19 protein-coding genes are annotated in these 17,707 nt (G+C 71.9%); 17 read left to right on the top strand and 2 right to left on the bottom strand.

What is annotated here, in order from left to right:
• Positions 1 to 387: 387 nt before the first annotated feature.
• Positions 388 to 927: a hypothetical protein gene (locus tag ABD705_RS15705; RefSeq protein WP_344785281.1), complete on the bottom strand. Its 540-nt coding sequence runs from the start codon at positions 925 to 927 to the stop codon at positions 388 to 390.
• Between the two features lie 330 nt (positions 928 to 1,257).
• On the opposite strand from ABD705_RS15705, the gene ABD705_RS15700 reads away from it, so the two are divergent.
• The 9 genes from ABD705_RS15700 to xerD are packed head-to-tail and all read left to right on the top strand — an operon-like array spanning position 1,258 to position 10,031.
• Positions 1,258 to 2,091: a hypothetical protein gene (locus tag ABD705_RS15700; RefSeq protein ID WP_344785279.1), complete on the top strand. Its 834-nt coding sequence runs from the start codon at positions 1,258 to 1,260 to the stop codon at positions 2,089 to 2,091.
• Positions 2,091 to 3,143 (top strand): HAD-IIA family hydrolase, encoded by a 1,053-nt coding sequence (locus ABD705_RS15695; protein WP_344785287.1) that lies wholly within the window; start codon positions 2,091 to 2,093, stop codon positions 3,141 to 3,143. The genes ABD705_RS15700 and ABD705_RS15695 overlap by 1 nt, the downstream gene beginning before the upstream one ends.
• Before the next feature lie 30 nt (positions 3,144 to 3,173).
• Positions 3,174 to 3,323 carry a hypothetical protein gene (locus ABD705_RS15690; RefSeq protein WP_344785277.1) on the top strand — a complete coding sequence of 50 codons (150 nt, stop codon included), beginning with the start codon at positions 3,174 to 3,176 and terminating at the stop codon, positions 3,321 to 3,323.
• Positions 3,320 to 4,150, top strand: a complete 831-nt coding sequence (locus ABD705_RS15685) for a TlyA family RNA methyltransferase (RefSeq protein ID WP_344785275.1) — start codon at positions 3,320 to 3,322, stop codon at positions 4,148 to 4,150. Before ABD705_RS15690 ends, ABD705_RS15685 begins: the two co-directional genes overlap by 4 nt.
• Complete coding sequence (locus tag ABD705_RS15680; RefSeq protein ID WP_344785273.1) at positions 4,147 to 5,079, top strand: NAD kinase; 933 nt, start codon at positions 4,147 to 4,149, stop codon at positions 5,077 to 5,079. The genes ABD705_RS15685 and ABD705_RS15680 overlap by 4 nt, the downstream gene beginning before the upstream one ends.
• Complete coding sequence (gene recN / locus ABD705_RS15675; RefSeq protein WP_344785271.1) at positions 5,076 to 6,773, top strand: DNA repair protein RecN; 1,698 nt, start codon at positions 5,076 to 5,078, stop codon at positions 6,771 to 6,773. Before ABD705_RS15680 ends, recN begins: the two co-directional genes overlap by 4 nt.
• A gap of 43 nt (positions 6,774 to 6,816) precedes the next feature.
• Positions 6,817 to 8,547: a CTP synthase gene (pyrG, locus tag ABD705_RS15670; protein ID WP_344785285.1), complete on the top strand. Its 1,731-nt coding sequence runs from the start codon at positions 6,817 to 6,819 to the stop codon at positions 8,545 to 8,547.
• Positions 8,540 to 9,127, top strand: coding sequence for an NUDIX domain-containing protein (locus ABD705_RS15665; protein ID WP_344785269.1), 588 nt, complete (start codon positions 8,540 to 8,542; stop codon positions 9,125 to 9,127). Before pyrG ends, ABD705_RS15665 begins: the two co-directional genes overlap by 8 nt.
• A 1-nt stretch (position 9,128) precedes the next feature.
• Positions 9,129 to 10,031 (top strand): site-specific tyrosine recombinase XerD, encoded by a 903-nt coding sequence (gene xerD / locus ABD705_RS15660; RefSeq protein ID WP_344785267.1) that lies wholly within the window; start codon positions 9,129 to 9,131, stop codon positions 10,029 to 10,031.
• A gap of 42 nt (positions 10,032 to 10,073) precedes the next feature.
• Here xerD and ABD705_RS15655 read toward each other — a convergent pair whose 3' ends face one another.
• Positions 10,074 to 10,919, bottom strand: coding sequence for a class I SAM-dependent methyltransferase (locus ABD705_RS15655; protein WP_344785265.1), 846 nt, complete (start codon positions 10,917 to 10,919; stop codon positions 10,074 to 10,076).
• 93 nt (positions 10,920 to 11,012) lie between these two features.
• On the opposite strand from ABD705_RS15655, the gene ABD705_RS15650 reads away from it, so the two are divergent.
• The 8 genes from ABD705_RS15650 to der are packed head-to-tail and all read left to right on the top strand — an operon-like array spanning position 11,013 to position 17,701.
• Positions 11,013 to 11,270 carry a hypothetical protein gene (locus ABD705_RS15650; protein WP_344785263.1) on the top strand — a complete coding sequence of 86 codons (258 nt, stop codon included), beginning with the start codon at positions 11,013 to 11,015 and terminating at the stop codon, positions 11,268 to 11,270.
• Positions 11,271 to 11,303: 33 nt separating this feature from the next.
• A complete protein-coding gene (locus ABD705_RS15645) occupies positions 11,304 to 12,185 on the top strand; it encodes a ParA family protein (protein WP_344785261.1) in 882 nt (293 codons plus the stop codon).
• Complete coding sequence (locus ABD705_RS15640) at positions 12,169 to 13,002, top strand: segregation and condensation protein A (RefSeq protein ID WP_344785259.1); 834 nt, start codon at positions 12,169 to 12,171, stop codon at positions 13,000 to 13,002. Before ABD705_RS15645 ends, ABD705_RS15640 begins: the two co-directional genes overlap by 17 nt.
• The gene (gene scpB / locus ABD705_RS15635) at positions 12,992 to 13,609 is read left to right on the top strand and encodes an SMC-Scp complex subunit ScpB (protein ID WP_344785257.1); all 618 of its coding nucleotides are present in this window, start codon (positions 12,992 to 12,994) and stop codon (positions 13,607 to 13,609) included. Before ABD705_RS15640 ends, scpB begins: the two co-directional genes overlap by 11 nt.
• Complete coding sequence (locus tag ABD705_RS15630) at positions 13,606 to 14,397, top strand: pseudouridine synthase (RefSeq protein WP_344785255.1); 792 nt, start codon at positions 13,606 to 13,608, stop codon at positions 14,395 to 14,397. The genes scpB and ABD705_RS15630 overlap by 4 nt, the downstream gene beginning before the upstream one ends.
• On the top strand, positions 14,394 to 15,512 hold the full coding sequence (locus ABD705_RS15625) for a prephenate dehydrogenase (RefSeq protein ID WP_344785253.1): 1,119 nt from the start codon (positions 14,394 to 14,396) through the stop codon (positions 15,510 to 15,512). Before ABD705_RS15630 ends, ABD705_RS15625 begins: the two co-directional genes overlap by 4 nt.
• On the top strand, positions 15,505 to 16,188 hold the full coding sequence (cmk, locus tag ABD705_RS15620) for a (d)CMP kinase (RefSeq protein WP_344785251.1): 684 nt from the start codon (positions 15,505 to 15,507) through the stop codon (positions 16,186 to 16,188). Before ABD705_RS15625 ends, cmk begins: the two co-directional genes overlap by 8 nt.
• Positions 16,178 to 17,701, top strand: a complete 1,524-nt coding sequence (gene der, locus ABD705_RS15615; RefSeq protein ID WP_344785250.1) for a ribosome biogenesis GTPase Der — start codon at positions 16,178 to 16,180, stop codon at positions 17,699 to 17,701. Before cmk ends, der begins: the two co-directional genes overlap by 11 nt.
• Positions 17,702 to 17,707: the final 6 nt, after the last annotated feature.

Here is a 17,707-nt window from a genome sequence, read left to right as displayed (position 1 = left end):
CAGCGCCGATGGTACTGCAGGGGGGACCCTGTGGGAGAGTAGGACACCGCCGGACTCAACTTCACGAAATGGCCACCCACGGGTGGCCATTTCCATTTCACACACAAACACATCAGACGAGGGAGAGTCATGGCCGATCACGAGAATGGCGGCGGGCGCCGAGACGGCGATCGGCCCCATTCGGACCGTCCGCGCCATGATGATGGCGCGCCTCGTCGCGATGGTGGCGGCCGGCGCGAGGGTGCACCGGCACGTGGTGACCGTCCCTATCGGGGTGGCAATTCCGGTCAGGGGGATCGTCCGTATCGCGGTGCGAACTCCGGCCAGGGCGATCGCCCCCATCAGGGCGGTTCTGGTCAAGGTGATCGCCCCTATCGGGGCGGGAACTCAGGTCAGAGTGATCGTCCGTATCGTGGCAATTCGGATCGGTCGCAGCGTCCGCCGTATCGTGGCGGTGGCGCGGCGCAGGGAGATCGTCCGTATCGAGGTGGCTCTGATCGCGGCGAGCGTCCGCCGTATCGCGGTGGCGCAGGCCAGGGGGATCGGCCGTACCGGGGTGGTTCTGATCGCGGCGAGCGTCCGCCGTATCGCGGTGGCGCAAGCCAGGGGGACCGGCCGTATCGTGGCAATTCGGATCGGTCGGAGCGTCCGCCGTATCGTGGTGGTGGCGCGGCGCAGGGGGATCGGCCGTATCGAGGTGGCTCTGATCGCGGCGAGCGGCCGCCGTATCGCGGCGGGAACTCTGCTGAGGGGGACCGCCCCTATCGCGGTGGTGACGCCGGCCGGGGCGGTCGCCCGTATCGCGGCAACTCCGACCGTGCCGAACGTCCGCCATATCGCGGAGGAGGCGCCGAGCGCAGCGACCGGCCGTATCGGGGCCGCGACACCGGCAGCAATGATCGTCCGTATCGGAGCGGCTCGGGTCATGGGGATCGGGCGTACCGGGGCGGCTCTGACCGCACCGATCGTCCGCGTACGGAGCGCCCGCAGGGCGATCGGCCCTACCGGGACCGCGCGCAGGGTGGGCGCCCGCAGGGGGACCGCCCGTATCGGGACCGCGCGCAGGGTGAGCGTCCGCAGGGGGACCGCCCGTATCGGGACCGCGCGCAGGGTGAGCGTCCGCAGGGGGACCGCCCGTACCGGGACCGCGCGCAGGGTGAGCGTCCGCAGGGGGACCGGCGCCACACCGAATGGCCGCGCCGCGACGACCGCGGATACGCCGGTGACCGGCCGCGACAGTCGCGTCCGCCGCAGGACGTGCGGGACGAGCGCGGGCAGGACCCCGAGCTGCCGGACGACATCACGCCGAAGGATCTGGCGCCCGCGGCCCGCAACGAGCTGAAGACGCTGAGCAAGGAGAACGCCGACCGGGTCGCGCGTCATCTGGCGATGGCAGCCGAGCTGATCGATGAGAACCCGGCTCTCGCTCACGAGCACGCACTGGCCGCGTCGCGGCATGCCGGGCGGATACCGGTCGCCCGTGAGACCGTGGCCATCACGGCATACCGGATCGGTGACTACGCACTGGCGCTGCGCGAACTGCGCACCTACCGGCGCCTGTCCGGCCGCGAAGATCAGATCGCTCTGATGGTCGACAGCGAGCGCGGCGTGGGTCGCCCCGAGCGTGCCCTCGAGGTCGGTCGGTCGGTCGACCGTGCCGCGCTGCCGACGGATGTCCGGGTGCATCTGGCGATCGCGATGTCGGGCGCCTGGCTAGACCAGGGCGACGCCCACCGTGCGTTCCAGGAGCTCGAGATCCCCGAGGCCGACCCCGCGCACGCCTTCGAGTGGAGCCCCGAGCTGTTCTCGGCGCGGGCGATCGTGCTGGCCGAACTGGGCCGTGCCGACGAGTCTGCTCACTGGCAGAAGCTCGCCGATGTCGCCGCCGAGGCGCTCGATGAGGCATCCGGTGTGGGCCTGGACGAGACCGTCTACGTCGAGGATCTCGAAGAGAGCTTCGTCGACGACGCAGAAGACGCCCAGCCCGCCGAAGCCGACGCCGACGCCGCGTCCACGGAGCCCGCCGAGCCGGCCGAGCCGGCCGAGCCGACCGACGCCGAGCCCGCGGCCCGCCCGGAGGACGAGGCGTGATGGCGCTGTTCGGCAGATCCGGCAAGGCCGCTGTCGAGAAGACACCGCTGGACGGCGTCGACACGGTCCTGGCCGACCTCGACGGCGTCGTGTATGCCGGCGCCGGCGCCCTGCCGTACGCCGTCGAGAGCCTGACCCGCGCCGCGGCCGACGGCCGTCGCCTCGGCTACATCACCAACAACGCGTCCCGCACCGATGCCGATGTCGCCGCGCACCTGCGCGAACTGGGACTGGATCGCACCGCGCCCGAAGAGATCGTGACCAGCCCGCAGGCCGCCGTGCAGCTGCTGCGCACCAAGGTGGCGCCCGGCGCGACGATCCTGGTCGTCGGCGGCGAGGGACTGATCAGCGAGGTCGATCGGGCCGGCTACATCGTCACCGCCAGCGCCGACGACGCCCCCGCGGCCGTGCTGCAGGGCTTCTCGCCCGACATCGCGTGGACCCAGCTCGCCGAAGCCGCCTTCGCACTGAAGGTGCCCGAAGAAGAGGGCGGCATCCCCTGGATCGCCACCAACACCGACTGGACGATCCCGCAGGCCCGCGGCATCGCCCCGGGCAACGGCACGCTCGTGTCCGCCGTGCACATCGCCGTCGGGCGCCTGGCGACCGTCGCAGGCAAGCCCGAGACTCCGATCTTCGAGGAGGCGATCACGCGCTTCGGCGCTCGGCGCCCGCTGTTCATCGGCGACCGGCTCGACACCGACATCGCCGGGTCGCAGGCCGCCGGCATCCCCTCGGTGATGGTGCTCACCGGCGTCGACCGGCCCAAGCACATCCTGGCCGCGCCCAGCACGAGCCGCCCCACCTACATCCTCGAAGACCTGCGCCAGCTGTTCGAGCCGTATCCGGCCACCCACACCGACGGCATCCGGACGACGGTGCGGGATGCCGCCGTGCAAATCGACGGCACCGAGCTGCGTGTGGTCAGCCCCGGCACCCGCCCGATCGACCTGCTGCGCGCCGCATCGGCGGCGGTGTGGGGATCGGGCCGGGCGATCTTCGGATTCCACGTCGCCGAACAGCTCTATGCCGATCCGTTCATCCACCCCTGATCCGGCGCACCCTCCGACTACGATGGGGGCATGGAGGACGTGGATCGCGACGAGCTGATCAGCCGCCTGCGCGTGATCGAGGGCCAGCCGCTCTCCGAACGCGCCGAGGCCTATGTCGCGTTGCACGACCGGCTCGCCCGCGAACTGGACAGCGGACCGGCGACCCCGCCGCAGCCATGACGCAGCGGCTCGACCTGGCGCTCGCGGCGCGCGGCCTCGCCCGCTCGCGCACGCACGCGCGCACCCTCCTCGAGCAGGGTGTGGTCACCGTCTCGGGGCACCCCGTGGTGAAGGCATCCACCCCCGTCGACGACACCGACGAGATCGTCGTGGCCGCATCCGACCACTACGTCAGCCGCGCGGCGCACAAGCTCGTCGCCGGGCTGGAAGCGTTCGGCGTCGCCGCGGACGGGCGGGTCGCGCTCGACATGGGCGCCTCCACCGGCGGCTTCACGCAGGTGCTGCGCGAGCGCGGCGCGGCGCCCGTGATCGCGGTGGATGTCGGGCACGGCCAGCTCGCGGCATCCGTCGCCGACGACCCCGACGTGATCAGCGTCGAGGGCTTCAACGTGCGGCACATGACGGCCGACACCCTGGCCCGGGCCAGCGGGGTCGGCGCGCTGCCGCAGCTGATCACCGGCGACCTGTCGTTCATCTCGCTCACGCACGTGCTGCCGGCCGCCCGGGCCGTCGCGGCACCGGACGCCGACCTGGTGCTGCTGGTCAAGCCGCAGTTCGAGGTCGGCCGCACCGCCGTGCGCGGCGGCCTCGTCACCGACCCGGCGCTGCGTGCGGACGCCGTCGGCACGGTGCTGTGGGCGGCGTGGGACGAGGGCCTGGGCACCTGCGGCGTGATCGCCTCACCCGTGGTGGGCACGCACGGCAACCACGAGTACATCGTGCACCTGCGGCCGGACGGCGGCACGAATCCGACACAATGGTTGGGCACCGTCAACGAGATCACGGTGCCCAAGGCGGGCCGGAGCAAGACGGCGAGGAGCAGATGACAACACCGCAGCGGAGCATCCTGGTCGTCGCGCACGCCCAGCGCGAAGACACCGTCGAAGCCGCCGCCCGCATCGTCGAGGCGCTGCATGCCGCCGCCGCGCAGCCGGTGCTCGCCGGCGACGACCGCGACGAGCTGATCGCGCTGCGCGACGTGTTCGCCGACACCGCGGCGCTGGGCACCGACATCCCGATCACGGGTGTGGAGCTGGCGATCGTCCTCGGCGGCGACGGCACGATCCTGCGCGCGGCCGAACTCGTGCGCGGCGGCACCGCGCCGATCCTGGGCATCAACATGGGTCATGTCGGCTTCCTCGCCGAGATCGAGCGCGACGACATGGATGCCGCGGTGCGGCGCGTCATCGACCGGGACTACCGGGTCGAAGAGCGGCTCGCGCTGTCGGTGCGGGTGAAGGATGCCTCCGGTGCCGTCATCTACACCACCTGGGCGCTGAACGAGGCCACGGTCGAGAAGGCCAGCCGCGAGCGGATGCTCGAGGTCGTCGTCGAGATCGACGGCAAGCCGCTGTCCAGCTTCGGGTGCGACGGCATGGTCGTATCCACCCCCACCGGCTCCACCGCTTACAACTTCTCGGCCGGCGGCCCCGTGATCTGGCCGACCGTCGAGGCCATCGCGGTCGTGCCGCTGTCGGCGCACGCCCTGTTCGCCAAGCCCCTCGTGGTCGGCCCCGAGACGTCGGTGGCCATCGAGGTGCTCGAGCGCTCCGGCGGCACCGGCATCCTCTGGTGCGACGGACGCCGCTCGCATGAGCTGCCCGCCGGCGCACGCGTCATCGTGCGGCGCTCGTCCGAGCCGGTGCGGCTGGCGCGACTGCACCCGGCCGCGTTCACCGACCGGCTGGTGCGCAAGTTCCGGCTGCCCGTGGCCGGCTGGCGCGGGCCGGTCGAGATGGAGCAGCGCGGGTCGTGATCGAGCAGATGCAGCTGCGTGACCTGGGTGTGATCGCCCAGGCCACGTTGCCGATCGGGCCCGGCTTCACTGCGATCACCGGCGAGACCGGCGCCGGCAAGACCATGGTCGTCACCGGGCTGGGCCTGCTGCTGGGCCAGCGGGCCGACTCCGGCGCGGTGCGCGCCGGAGCAGCCCAGGCGTCGGTCGAGGGCGTGTGGATCGTCCCTCGCGTCGGCCCGGTCGCCGACCGCGTGCACGAGGCCGGGGGAGAGGTCGAGCCCATCGACGACGCCCAGGTCGAGCTGTACCTCGGACGCACCCTGTCGGCCGAAGGGCGCAGCCGCGCGAGCGTGGGCGGACGCAGCGCCCCCGCCGGCGTGCTGGCCGATCTCGCCGACCACCTCGTCGTGGTGCACGGACAGTCCGACCAGCTGCGGCTGCGCTCGGCCGCCGCCCAGCGGGACGCGCTCGACCGGTTCGGCGGCGCCGGCATCGCGGACGCGCTGGCGGCCTACCAGCACGACTTCCAGCAGTGGCGCGACATCGACCGCGAGCTGGCCGAACTGCACGAAGAGCGGGATGCCCGCGCCCGCGAGGCCGCAGACCTGCGGGTCGCCCTCGCCGACATCGAGCAGGCGGATCCGCAGCCCGGCGAAGACGTCGAGCTGGCCCGCCGGGCCGAACGGCTCGCCAACGCCGAGGCGCTGCGCGAGGCCGCCGCCACCGCCCATGCCGCGCTGTCGTCCGAGGACGACGAGCCGGACGCGACCGGTCTGGTCGCGCACGCGCGGCGCAGCCTGGAGCGCGCCGCCGGCGACGACCCCGCCCTGCAGGAGCTGGCCGACCAGGCCGCCGACGTCGGCTACCGCATCGCCGACCTGGCGCAGGGCATCGCCACCTATCTCGCCGATCTCGACGAGACCGGCCCGCACGAGCTGGCGGCCGTCGAAGAGCGGCGCGCGCAGCTGGGCGCCCTGGTGCGCGCGCACGGCACGCTGGAGGCCGTCATCGCGCTGCGCGAGAGCGGTTCGGCGCGGCTGGCCGAGCTCGACGACGATGGCGACCGCATCGAGCGGCTGACCGGGCAGCGCACGGCCGCGGCATCCGCCCTCGACGAGGCCGCCGCGGCGCTGACCGCCGCCCGCACCGCCGCCGCGACCCGGCTCGGCGCCGCCGTCACCGAAGAGGTGCACGCCCTGGCGATGCCCGACGCGCGCGTGGAGGTGGCCGTGACACCCGCCGCCGCCACGGCGCACGGCCGCGACGAGATCGCGATCCTGCTCGCGCCGCATCAGGGCGCGCAGGCGCGCCCGGTCGCGCGCAGCGCCTCCGGCGGCGAGCTCAGCCGGGTGATGCTCGCGATCGAGGTCGTGATCGCCGGCACCGACCCGGTGCCGACCTTCGTGTTCGACGAGGTGGATGCCGGCATCGGCGGCGCCGCGGCCATCGAGGTCGGGCGCCGGCTGGGAACGCTGGCCCGCTCCGCGCAGGTGATCGCCGTCACGCACCTGGCCCAGGTCGCCGCGTTCGCCACCAATCACCTGAGCGTCGTCAAATCCAGCGACGGCACCGTCACGTCCTCGAGCGTGCGCCGCCTGCAGGGGTCCGAACGCGAGGCCGAGATGGCGCGGCTGCTGTCGGGACTCGCCGATTCCGATGCCGCACTCACGCACGCCCGCGAGCTGCTCGCGCTCGCCCAGGCCCACCCGTGAGCGATCGAGCCGTCGCCGCGCACTGATAGGATTAAAGCCCGTGATGCATACTTCTGGCGCAGGCAGTTCGGATCCACTCGTCGACACCGCAGCGAACACCACGCAAACGCACGACACCACCAAGCACGTCTTCGTGACCGGTGGTGTCGTTTCTTCGTTGGGCAAGGGCCTGACGGCCGCGAGCCTGGGCAATCTGCTGACCGCACGCGGACTGCGGGTGGTGATGCAGAAGCTCGACCCGTACCTGAACGTCGACCCGGGCACGATGAACCCGTTCCAGCACGGCGAGGTGTTCGTCACCGACGACGGCGCCGAGACCGACCTGGACATCGGGCACTACGAGCGCTTCCTCGACGTCAACCTCAACCAGGCGGCCAACGTCACGACCGGCCAGATCTACTCCCGCGTGATCGCCCGCGAGCGCGCCGGCGAATACCTCGGCGACACCGTGCAGGTCATTCCGCACATCACCGACGAGATCAAGCGCCGGATGCGGCTGCAGGCCGACGCCGACCCGAAGCCGGACGTGATCATCACCGAGGTCGGCGGCACGATCGGCGACATCGAGTCGCAGCCGTTCATCGAGGCGGCCCGCCAGATCCGCCACGAGCTCGGCCGCGACAACGTGTTCTTCGTGCACGTGTCGCTGCTGCCCTACATGGGCGCCTCCGGCGAGCAGAAGACCAAGCCCACCCAGCACTCCGTGGCGGCGCTGCGCTCGATCGGCATCCAGCCCGACGCGCTCGTGCTGCGCAGTGACAGGCCCGTCACCGAGGCCAACAAGCGCAAGGTCGCGCTGATGTGCGACGTCGACGAGCGCGCCGTCGTCAACGCCGTCGACGTGCCGAGCATCTACGACCTGCCCGAGCTGCTGAACAGCCAGGGGCTGGACGCGTACATCGTGCGCGCGCTGGGGCTGGACAAGGCCCACGAGGTCGACTGGTCGCGGTGGCAGAAGGTCATCGCGGCGGTGCACAACCCCAAGCACGAGGTGACCATCGGCCTGGTCGGCAAGTACATCGACCTGCCCGACGCCTACCTGTCGGTGACCGAGGCGCTGCGCGCGGGCGGCTTCGCGCAAGAGACCCAGGTCGACATCCGCTGGGTGCGCTCCGACGAATGCGAGACGCCCGAGGGCGCAAAGCAGGCGCTGGCGAGCCTGGACGGCATCGTGGTGCCCGGCGGCTTCGGCATTCGCGGCATCGAGGGCAAGCTGGGCGCCCTCCGGTTCGCCCGCGAGCAGGGCATCCCGACCCTGGGCATCTGCCTGGGCCTGCAGTGCATGGTCATCGAGTACGCCCGCCACGTGGCCGGCATCCCCGCGGCATCCTCGAGCGAATTCGACCCCGACACCACCGACCCGGTCATCGCGACGATGGCCGAGCAGGTCGACATCCTCGCCGGCGGCGACCTGGGCGGCACGATGCGCCTGGGGCTCTACCAGGCGGACCTGGCCGACGGGTCGCTGGCCGCCGAGCTGTATGGCTCGAACACCGCCAGCGAGCGGCACCGGCACCGCTACGAGGTCAACAACTCCTACCGCGACCGGCTCGCCGAGGCGGGCCTGGTCTTCTCGGGCCTGTCGCCCGACCGCAACCTGGTCGAGTACGTCGAGCTCGACCGCGACGTGCACCCGTATTACATCGCCACCCAGGCCCACCCTGAGCTGCGCTCGCGTCCGACCTCGCCGCACCCGCTGTTCACCGGACTGATCGCCGCGGCCGTGGAACGGCACCGCTCCAGCGAGCTGTTCGACGTCGACACCGATGACTGACCCCGCCCTGCTGCGCGACGAGCCGTTCACTCCGGCCGGCGGCAGCAGCGAACTGGTGTTCGCGGGCAAGGTGTGGGACGTGCGGCGCGACACGTTCGGGTACAACGGCGATCAGCTGGTGCGCGAGTACGTCGCGCACACCGGCGCCGTCGCGATCGTCGCGCTCGATGCGGACGGCCGGGTGCTGCTGATCCAGCAGTACCGGCATCCGATCCGCCACCGCGACTGGGAGATCCCCGCGGGCCTGCTGGATGTCGCGGGCGAGCCGCCCGAGCAGGCGGCGCGTCGCGAGCTGGCCGAAGAGGCCGACATGACCGCGGCGGAATGGACGCCGCTGACGAGCGTGTTCACCACGCCCGGCGGCAACGACGAGATCGTGCACATCTATCTCGCGCAGCATCTGACCCGCACCGACGGCGCCTTCGACCGGGATGGCGAGGAGGCCGACATCCGTGTGGAATGGGTGCCGCTGGCCGATGCCGTCACCGCCGTGCTCGAGGGCCGGATGCGCAACGGGATCCTGGCGGTCGGGGTGCTGGCGGCGGCCGAGCGGCTGCGACGGGCCGAACCCGGGGGCTGAGATGCTGCTGGACCGGGCGGTGGAGGAATATCTGCGGCACGTCACCCTCGAGCGGGGGCTGAGTGCGCACACTGTCGCGGCCTACCGGCGCGACCTCGCCGGCTACACCGCGTGGCTGGCCGGCCACCAGGTCACCGAGACGGGTGCGATCACCGCCGATCTGGTGGCCGGGTTCATCGGCGAGCGGTCGGGCGCGCAGCCGCGGCCGGCGGCATCCAGTCTCGCCCGGCTGCAGTCCTCGGTGCGGGGGCTGCACCGATACCTGGTGCGCGAGGGCATCGAGCAGGCCGATCCGACCGGGCGGCTGCGCCCACCCAAGCTGCCGCAGTCGCTGCCGAAGGCGTTGACGATCGATCAGGTGGAGCGGCTGCTGACGGCCCCCGATCCGACCGAGCCGCTCGGGCTGCGCGATCGCGCCCTGCTCGAGATGCTGTACGCGACCGGCGCCCGGGTGTCTGAGATCGTGCAGCTGGATGTCGACGACCTGGCGCACGGCGACGTGCTGCGAGTGCGCGGCAAGGGGTCGAAGGAGCGCATCGTGCCGATCGGCGGATACGCCCGCGACGCGGTCGACGCCTACCTGACCCGGGTGCGGCCCGAGCTGTCGCGGCGCGGGCGGGCCACCCCGCGGCTGTTCCTGGGTGCGCGCGGCGCCCCGTTGTCGCGGCAGAGCGTGTGGCTGGTGATCCAGGCCGCCGCCGAGCGCGCGCAGCTGGCCGCGCACGTCTCACCGCACACCCTGCGTCACTCGTTCGCCACGCACCTGCTGCAGGGCGGCGCCGATGTGCGGGTGGTGCAGGAGCTGCTCGGGCACGCGTCGGTGGCGACCACGCAGATCTACACGCACGTGAGCGCCGACGCGCTGCGCGACGTGTACATCACCTCGCACCCGCGTGCCCGCTGAGCCCGGCCGACTCACCGGCATCCGCCCGTGCCTGTGCCCGGGTCACGCGTGGTGGGCGGTCATCATGATCGAGCCGAGGTTGTCGCGGTAGCGGCGGAACGTCGTCCAGATCTCGGCGATCCGCGGCAGCACCGAGGGGTGCGCGAGGCAGCGCGCCGTGAACATGGTCGACCCCCAGACTCCTTCGTCTGAGAGGAAGGTCGGGATGTCCAGCAGCAGCAGCCGGCCGGTCTGCTCGACGTCGACCTCGAAGCCCTGGTCTTCCAGCAGCCGCCGCCACTCGTCGGCGGTCAGCGGGCGCGCCAGCACGTGCAGCACCGTGGTCAGCACGCGCTCGATGTCGTCCTTCGCCGACTCGGACAGCGAAGTCGGGGTCAGCAGCAGCTCGTGGATGCCGTACCGGCCGCCCGGGCGCAGCAGGCGCACCGCCTCGGCGATCGTGGCCGCCTTGCGCTTGGCCGGCTCGAGCGTGAGCAGCGCCTCGCCGTAGATCACGCTGGCCGCGTCGTCGGCCAGGCCCGTCTTGTGCGCGGGGGCGACGATGCTGCGCTGGTTCGGTCCGTGCAGCACCCGCTCGACACGCGCGTTCTCAGCGCGGCCGCGCTCGATCGCGGTGTACGAGCGGGGGTTCGCCGCCAGGGTGCGCTCGGTGGTCACGCCCAGGCCCGGCCACATGTCGACGACGTCGTCGTGTGCCGTGATGGCCAGCGCATCGAGCATCTGCAGCGACGGCGTCAGACCGCCGGGGCGCATCACCTTCTTGCCCAGGCGCGCCAGCATCCAGTGCGCGGGCATGCGCGCCAGCGGCACGCCCTCGCCGAGCAGTGGGGCGGGCGGGACAGGCGGGGTCGAAGCGGTGGATGCCGTCACCGACGATGAAGTGCTCACGCTGTTAGTTTAGGCAACCCTTACTCGCAAGGCCAGGGCCCTGCCGGATCGGATTGCCGTCACACCGTTTGTCATACGCTCGAGCAGAGAATAGTGCTGCTGGTGCTGGCCGGCGCCCTCGTGCTGGGGGCGCTCGCACAGCTGTCCTGGCGCCAGGGCTTCCGTCTCGCGGACGCGGGCCTGGCTTTGGTGGGACTGGCAGCGGCGTGGCGCGAGCTGCTGATCGCCGGATGGGTCCTGGGGGCGATCGGCCTCGCGGTACCCGTGCTGGGGACCGTCGTCGCGGTCCGTGCGGCCCGAGTGGGCGACATCCCACCCGGGTACCCGGTGCCCGGTGCGCACTCTCGCTAGAATCGAGCGGACGGACGACGAGAGCAGGACAGCGTGGCGCGCAGCACGGCGAGCAAGACGGCGAAGGCCGATGCGGGACCGATCGGTCCCACCGGTCGCCCGTACCACGGCTTTCCGACCCCACCGAAGCTGACCTCGCACGGACCGGCCCGCATCATCGCGCTGTGCAACCAGAAGGGCGGGGTCGGCAAGACGACCACGACCATCAACCTGGCCGCAGCACTGGCCGGCTATGGGCGCAAGGTGCTCGCCGTCGACTTCGACCCGCAGGGCGCGCTGTCGGCGGGCCTGGGCATCGCCACCCACGAGATCCCCACGATCTACGACCTGCTGCTGGACTCCAAGCGCGACCCGCACGACGTGATCGTGCCGACCGCGACCGAGAACCTCGACATCATCCCCGCCAACATCGACCTGTCGGCGGCCGAGGTGCACCTGGTCAACGAGGTCGCCCGCGAGATGACGCTGGCGCGCGCGCTGCGCGGCGTGAGCGGCGAATACGACGTCATCCTGATCGACTGCCAGCCCTCGCTCGGCCTGCTCACCGTGAACGCGCTGACGGCCAGCCATGGCGTGCTCATCCCGCTGGAGTGCGAGTTCTTCGCGCTGCGCGGCGTCGCGCTGCTGGTCGAGACCATCGACAAGGTGCGCGACCGGCTCAACCCCGCGATCAGCCTCGACGGAGTGCTGGCCACGATGTACGACTCGCGCACACTGCACTCCCGCGAGGTGCTCGAGCGGGTCGTCGAGGCATTCGGCGACCAGGTGCTCGAGACCGTCATCGGCCGCACCGTGAAGTTCCCGGATGCCTCCGTGTCGGGCATGCCGATCACCGAATTCGCCCCTGAGCACGCGGCCGCGCAGGCCTACCTGCGGCTCGCGCGGGAGCTGGTCGCCCGTGGCGCTGTCGCCTGAGACGCTGCCTGACCAGACCGCACCGGAACAGCCGGACGCCGGGTTCCGCGTCTCGCTGGGCGTGTTCGACGGGCCCTTCGACCTGCTGCTGACGCTGCTGAGCAAGCACGAGCTCGACATCACCGAGGTGTCGCTGTCGAAGGTGACCGCCGAGTTCATCGCCTACCTGCGCGAGATCCAGAGCGCCGACGAGCTGGATGAGGCATCCGAGTTCCTCGTCGTCGCCGCGACCCTGCTCGACATGAAGATCGCCGGTCTCCTGCCGCAGGGCGAGCTCGTGGATGCCGAGTCCGTCGCCCTGCTCGAGGCCCGCGACCTGCTGTTCGCGCGGCTGCTGCAATACCGCGCGTTCAAGGAGGTCTCGGCGTGGTTCTCCCGGTGCCTGCAGCGCGAGGACGCCCGGCATGCGCGCTCCGTGCGGCTGGACGAGAAGTACCGCAGCGCCGCCCCCGAGCTGGTGTGGACGCTGTCGGCCGACGACTTCGCCGCGATCGCGCTGCTGGCCTTCGCGCCGAAAGAGATCCCGCACGTCGGGCTCGACCACCTGCACGCCCCGCTGGTGTCGATCCGCGAGCAGGCCGCCGAAGTGGTCACACTGCTGCGCTCGGCGGGCACTCTGTCGTTTCGCGAGCTGGTCGCCGGCATCACGCAGACCGGCATCGTCGTGGCGCGGTTCCTGTCGGTGCTGGAGCTCTACCGGCACGCGGCGATCTCGTTCGAGCAGCTCGAGCCGCTCGGCGAGCTGACGCTGCGGTGGACCGCCGAGCGCTGGAGCGAAGAGAACCTCGCGAGCTTGGGAGCAGACTATGACCGATGACCGCACACCGGATGTCGCCCGCAGGCTCGAGGCGATCCTGCTGGTCGTCGACGAGCCGCAGAGCCTGGTCGCGCTGGCCACCGCGGTGTCGGCACCCGTGCCCGCCGTGCGCCAGGCGATCGAGGGGCTGGTCGCCGACTACGACGGGCAGACCGGGGGACCGGAGCGCGGATTCGAGCTGCGCGAGGTCGGCGGCGGGTGGCGGCTGTATGTCCGCGAGGACTACGACGACCTGGTCACCGAGTTCGTCAACACCCAGGCGCCCTCCCGGCTCTCGCAGGCGGCGCTGGAGACCCTCGCGGTGATCGCCTACAAGCAGCCCGTCTCGCGCGGGCAGGTCGCGGCCATCCGCGCCGTCAACGTCGACTCGGTGGTGCGCACGCTGCTGTCCCGGGGCCTGGTCACCGAGGTCGGCACCGACCCCGAGACCGGTGCCATCCACTACGGCACCACCGACGCGCTGCTGACGGGTCTCGGGATCAACTCGCTCGAGGAGCTGCCGCACATCGCCCCCCTGCTGGACGACGTCGACGATGTCGGGGTCGACGCCATCGGTGCGGTGGAGCTGGGCACCGGCGGCCGCGCAGACGAGGGAGGGCCACGATGACGGCCGACAAGTCCGCGGACGAGGGCGTGCGGCTGCAGAAGGTGCTCGCCGGCGCCGGCGTCGCCTCGCGCCGGGTCGCCGAAGAGATGATCGTCGCCGGCCGGGTGCGCGTGAACGGCACCGTCGTGACCGAGCTGGGCTCGCGCATCCACCCCGACGTCGACCTGGTCGACGTGGACGGCGTGGCCGTGCAGCTGGACCAGTCCAAGCGCTACGTGATGCTGAACAAGCCCACCGGCGTGGTCAGCACGATGCGCGATGACCGCGGCCGGCCCGACCTGCGCGAGTTCACGAGGGACTGGCCGGAGCGGCTGTTCAACGTGGGCCGGCTGGATGCCGAGACCAGCGGTCTGCTGGTGCTGACCAACGACGGCGCCCTCGCGCAGGTGCTGGCGCACCCGTCGTACGGGGTGACCAAGGTCTACATCGCGAAGGTGACCGGGCAGGTCACGGCGCAGACCATCGGCCGGCTGACCCGGGGCGTGCAGCTGGAGGACGGGCCGATCACCGCTGACAAGGCGCGGCTGCTGGACCATTCCCGGGGCACCAGCCTGGTGGAGCTGACCCTGCACTCCGGCCGCAACCGGATCGTGCGGCGCATGATGGCCGCGGTGGGGCATCCCGTGCTCGAGCTGGTGCGCCGCCGGTTCGGACCGCTGCAGCTGGGAACTCTCCCCGCGGGGCGGGCCCGCGAGTTGACTAGAGTAGAGCGCGGCGCGTTGCTGACCCTGTCGCGCCGTGAGCCGGAGGAGTCGACACCGCCGGGAGCCGACCAGGAGACCTCGTGAGCCAGAGCACCGTGCCCGCACGCGGCGCCGCGCGCACCTCGGGCACGGTCCGCATCGTCGGGGCGGGACTGCTCGGCGCGAGCATCGGCCACGCGCTGACCGCGTTGGGTGTGGACGTCGTGCTTTCCGACACCTCGCCCGCGCAGCTGCGCCTGGCCGTCGACTACGGCGCCGGCCGGCCGGCCCGGGGCGACGACGAGCCGCGTCTGGTCGTGGTGGCGGTGCCGCCGGATGTCGTCGCCCAGGTCATCGAGCAGGAGCTGGCCGACCACCCCGACGCCGTCGTCACCGATGTCGCCAGCGTCAAGCTCGAGCCACTGCACGCGCTGCGCGCGCGCGGCGTCGACCTCACGCACTACATCGGCTCGCATCCGCTGGCCGGACGCGAGCGCGGCGGGGCCATCTCGGCCCGCGCCGACATCTTCATCGGCCGCCCCTGGGTCGTGTGCCGCGACGCCGAGACGAGCTCCGCCGATCTCGCCGTGGTGGAGGGCCTGGCCCTGGACCTCGGTGCGACGCCGTTGGAGATGGACCCCGAAGAGCACGACCACTCGGTCGCACTGGTCTCGCACGTGCCGCAGCTGGTCGCCAGCCTGCTGGCCGGCCGCTTCGTCACGGCACCGGAGGGCTCGCTGCGTCTGGCCGGTCCCGGCGTGCGCGACACGACCCGCATCGCGGCATCCGCCCCCGAGCTGTGGGTGCAGATCCTCGGCTCCAACGCCGAACCGGTCGTCGAGATCCTCGACGTGCTCGCCACCGACCTGGCCGCCGTCGCCGACGCGCTGCGCCATCCGGATGCGCCGGGTGCCCGGCGCACCGTGGCCGACTCGATCCGCCGTGGGAACGAGGGTGTCGAGCGGCTGCCGGGCAAGCACGGCCAGAACCGCCGGTTCGCGCAGATCGTCGTCATGGTCGACGACACCCCCGGCCAGCTCGGCCGGCTGTTCGGCGAGCTCGGCGACCTCGACGTCAACGTGGAAGACCTGCGCCTGGAGCACTCGCCGGGCGCCCAATTCGGCCTGGCCGAGATCAGCGTCGTGCCGTCCGTCGTGCACGGCGCGGTGGACGGGCTGACCGCACGCGGCTGGAAGATCGCGAGCATGCCCAATGACTGACGTGACCATCATCGCCATCGACGGGCCGGCAGGTTCGGGCAAGTCCAGCGTGTCCCAGCAGGCCGCGCGGGCACTCGGCTACGGCTACCTCGACACCGGCGCCGCCTACCGGGCGCTGGCCTGGCACGTGCTGGATCAGGGTGCCGACACCGCCGACGAGGCGGCCGTCCTGGCGGCGGCATCCGACTTCCACTATGCGATCTCGCTCGATCCCGACCACTACTGGGTGCGGGTCGGCGACGTCGACGTCACCGACGCGATCCGCGAGCCGCGGATCTCCGACGCCGTCAGCGGCGTCGCCCGGGTGCCCGCCGTGCGCGCGCAGGTAGGCGACCTGTTCCGGGCGCTGGCCGCGGCATCCGACCGGCCCGGCGTGATCATCGAGGGCCGCGACATCACGACCGTCGTCGCGCCCGACGCGCCCGTGCGCATCCTGCTCACGGCCGCTCCCGAGACCCGCGCCGCCCGCCGGGCCGCGGAGCTGACCGACCACGACGCCGCCGTCGTCGCGCGTGCCCTGCACAAACGCGACATGTCCGATTCGGCCGTCGTCGATTTTCTCACCGCTGCGCCGGGAGTCGAGGTGGTCGATTCGACCGACCTCGACTTCGCGCAGACGATCGACGCCGTGCTCGGCGTCGTCCACGACAAGCTGGAGGCAGCCCATGGGCGCTGACGACGAATACGAGGCCGGCCCCGACCACCTCGCCGCCCGGATGGCCGACATCGACGAGCAGCTCGCCGAGGCGCGCGCCGATGCACTGCAGGCCGCCCTCGGCGACTACGAGCTGGACGAGGAGGATGCCGCGCTGCTGGCCGGCGTGCAGCGGGGCGCCGACGGCATCGAGTTCTTCCCGGCACTGCCGGTGATCGCGATCGTGGGCCGGCCCAACGTGGGCAAGTCGGCGCTCGTGAACCGGATCCTCGGCCGCCGTGAGGCCGTCGTCGAAGACACCCCCGGTGTCACCCGCGACCGCGTCACCTACAAGGGCGAGTGGCTGGACCGCAGATTCACCCTCGTTGACACCGGCGGGTGGGAGCCGGACGCGAAGGGCATCGACCGCTCGGTGGCCGCGCAGGCCGAGGTCGCCATCGACCTGTGCGACGTCGTGCTGTTCGTGGTCGACGCGAAGGTCGGCGCAACCTCGACCGACGAGCACGTCGTCAAGCTGCTGCGCCGCAGCGGCAAGCCGGTCTTCCTGGTGGCCAACAAGGTCGACGATGCCCGGCAGGAGCCCGAGGCGGCAGCGCTGTGGAACCTGGGGCTGGGTGAGCCGCATCCGGTCTCGGCGATCCACGGCCGCGGCGTCGCCGACCTGCTCGACGAGATCATGGCGGTGCTGCCGGATGTCTCGGCGGTGGCCAAGAACGAGATCGGCGGTCCGCGCCGGGTGGCGATCCTGGGCCGGCCGAACGTCGGCAAGTCGTCGCTTCTGAACAAGGCCGCCGGTGAAGAGCGCGTGGTCGTCAACGACCTGGCCGGCACGACCCGGGACCCGGTGGACGAGGTCGTCGAGCTGGGCGGCAAGCTGTGGCGGCTGGTGGACACCGCCGGCATCCGGCGCCGCGTGCATCTGCAGCAGGGGGCTGATTTCTATGCGTCGCTGCGCACCTCGACCGCGCTCGAGAAGGCCGAGGTCGCCGTCGTCGTGCTCGATGTCAGCCAGCCGATCAGCGAGCAGGACGTGCGCATCATCGACATGGTGCTCGAATCGGGTCGCGCGCTGGTGCTCGCGTTCAACAAGTGGGACCTGCTGACCTCGCCCGAGCTCGAGGACAAGGAGCGCCGCCGCTACCTGGAGCGCGAGATCGAGCAGGACCTCGCCCACGTGTCGTGGGCGCCCCGGGTGAACATGTCGGCGCGCACCGGCCGCCACCTCGACAAGCTGGTTCCGGCGCTGCAGACGGCGCTCGAGTCGTGGGACACCCGCATCCCGACCGGAAAGTTCAACGCCTTCCTGGCCGAGCTGGTCGCCGAGCACCCGCACCCGCTGCGCGGCGGCAAGCAGCCGCGCATCCTGTTCGGCACCCAGGCCGGCACCCGACCGCCGACGTTCGTGCTGTTCACGACCGGGTTCCTCGACCCCGGCTACCGGCGGTTCATCCAGCGCCGGCTGCGCGAGCTGTACGGCTTCGAAGGCTCGCCGATCGTGGTCAACATGCGGGTGCGCGAGAAGCGCCAGCGCTGATTCCCG

Origin of the sequence: Microbacterium kribbense (assembly GCF_039537285.1) — a bacterium.
GTDB classification, from domain to species: Bacteria; Actinomycetota; Actinomycetes; order Actinomycetales; family Microbacteriaceae; genus Microbacterium; species Microbacterium kribbense.
This window is presented reverse-complemented; position numbering and strand designations above follow the sequence as displayed.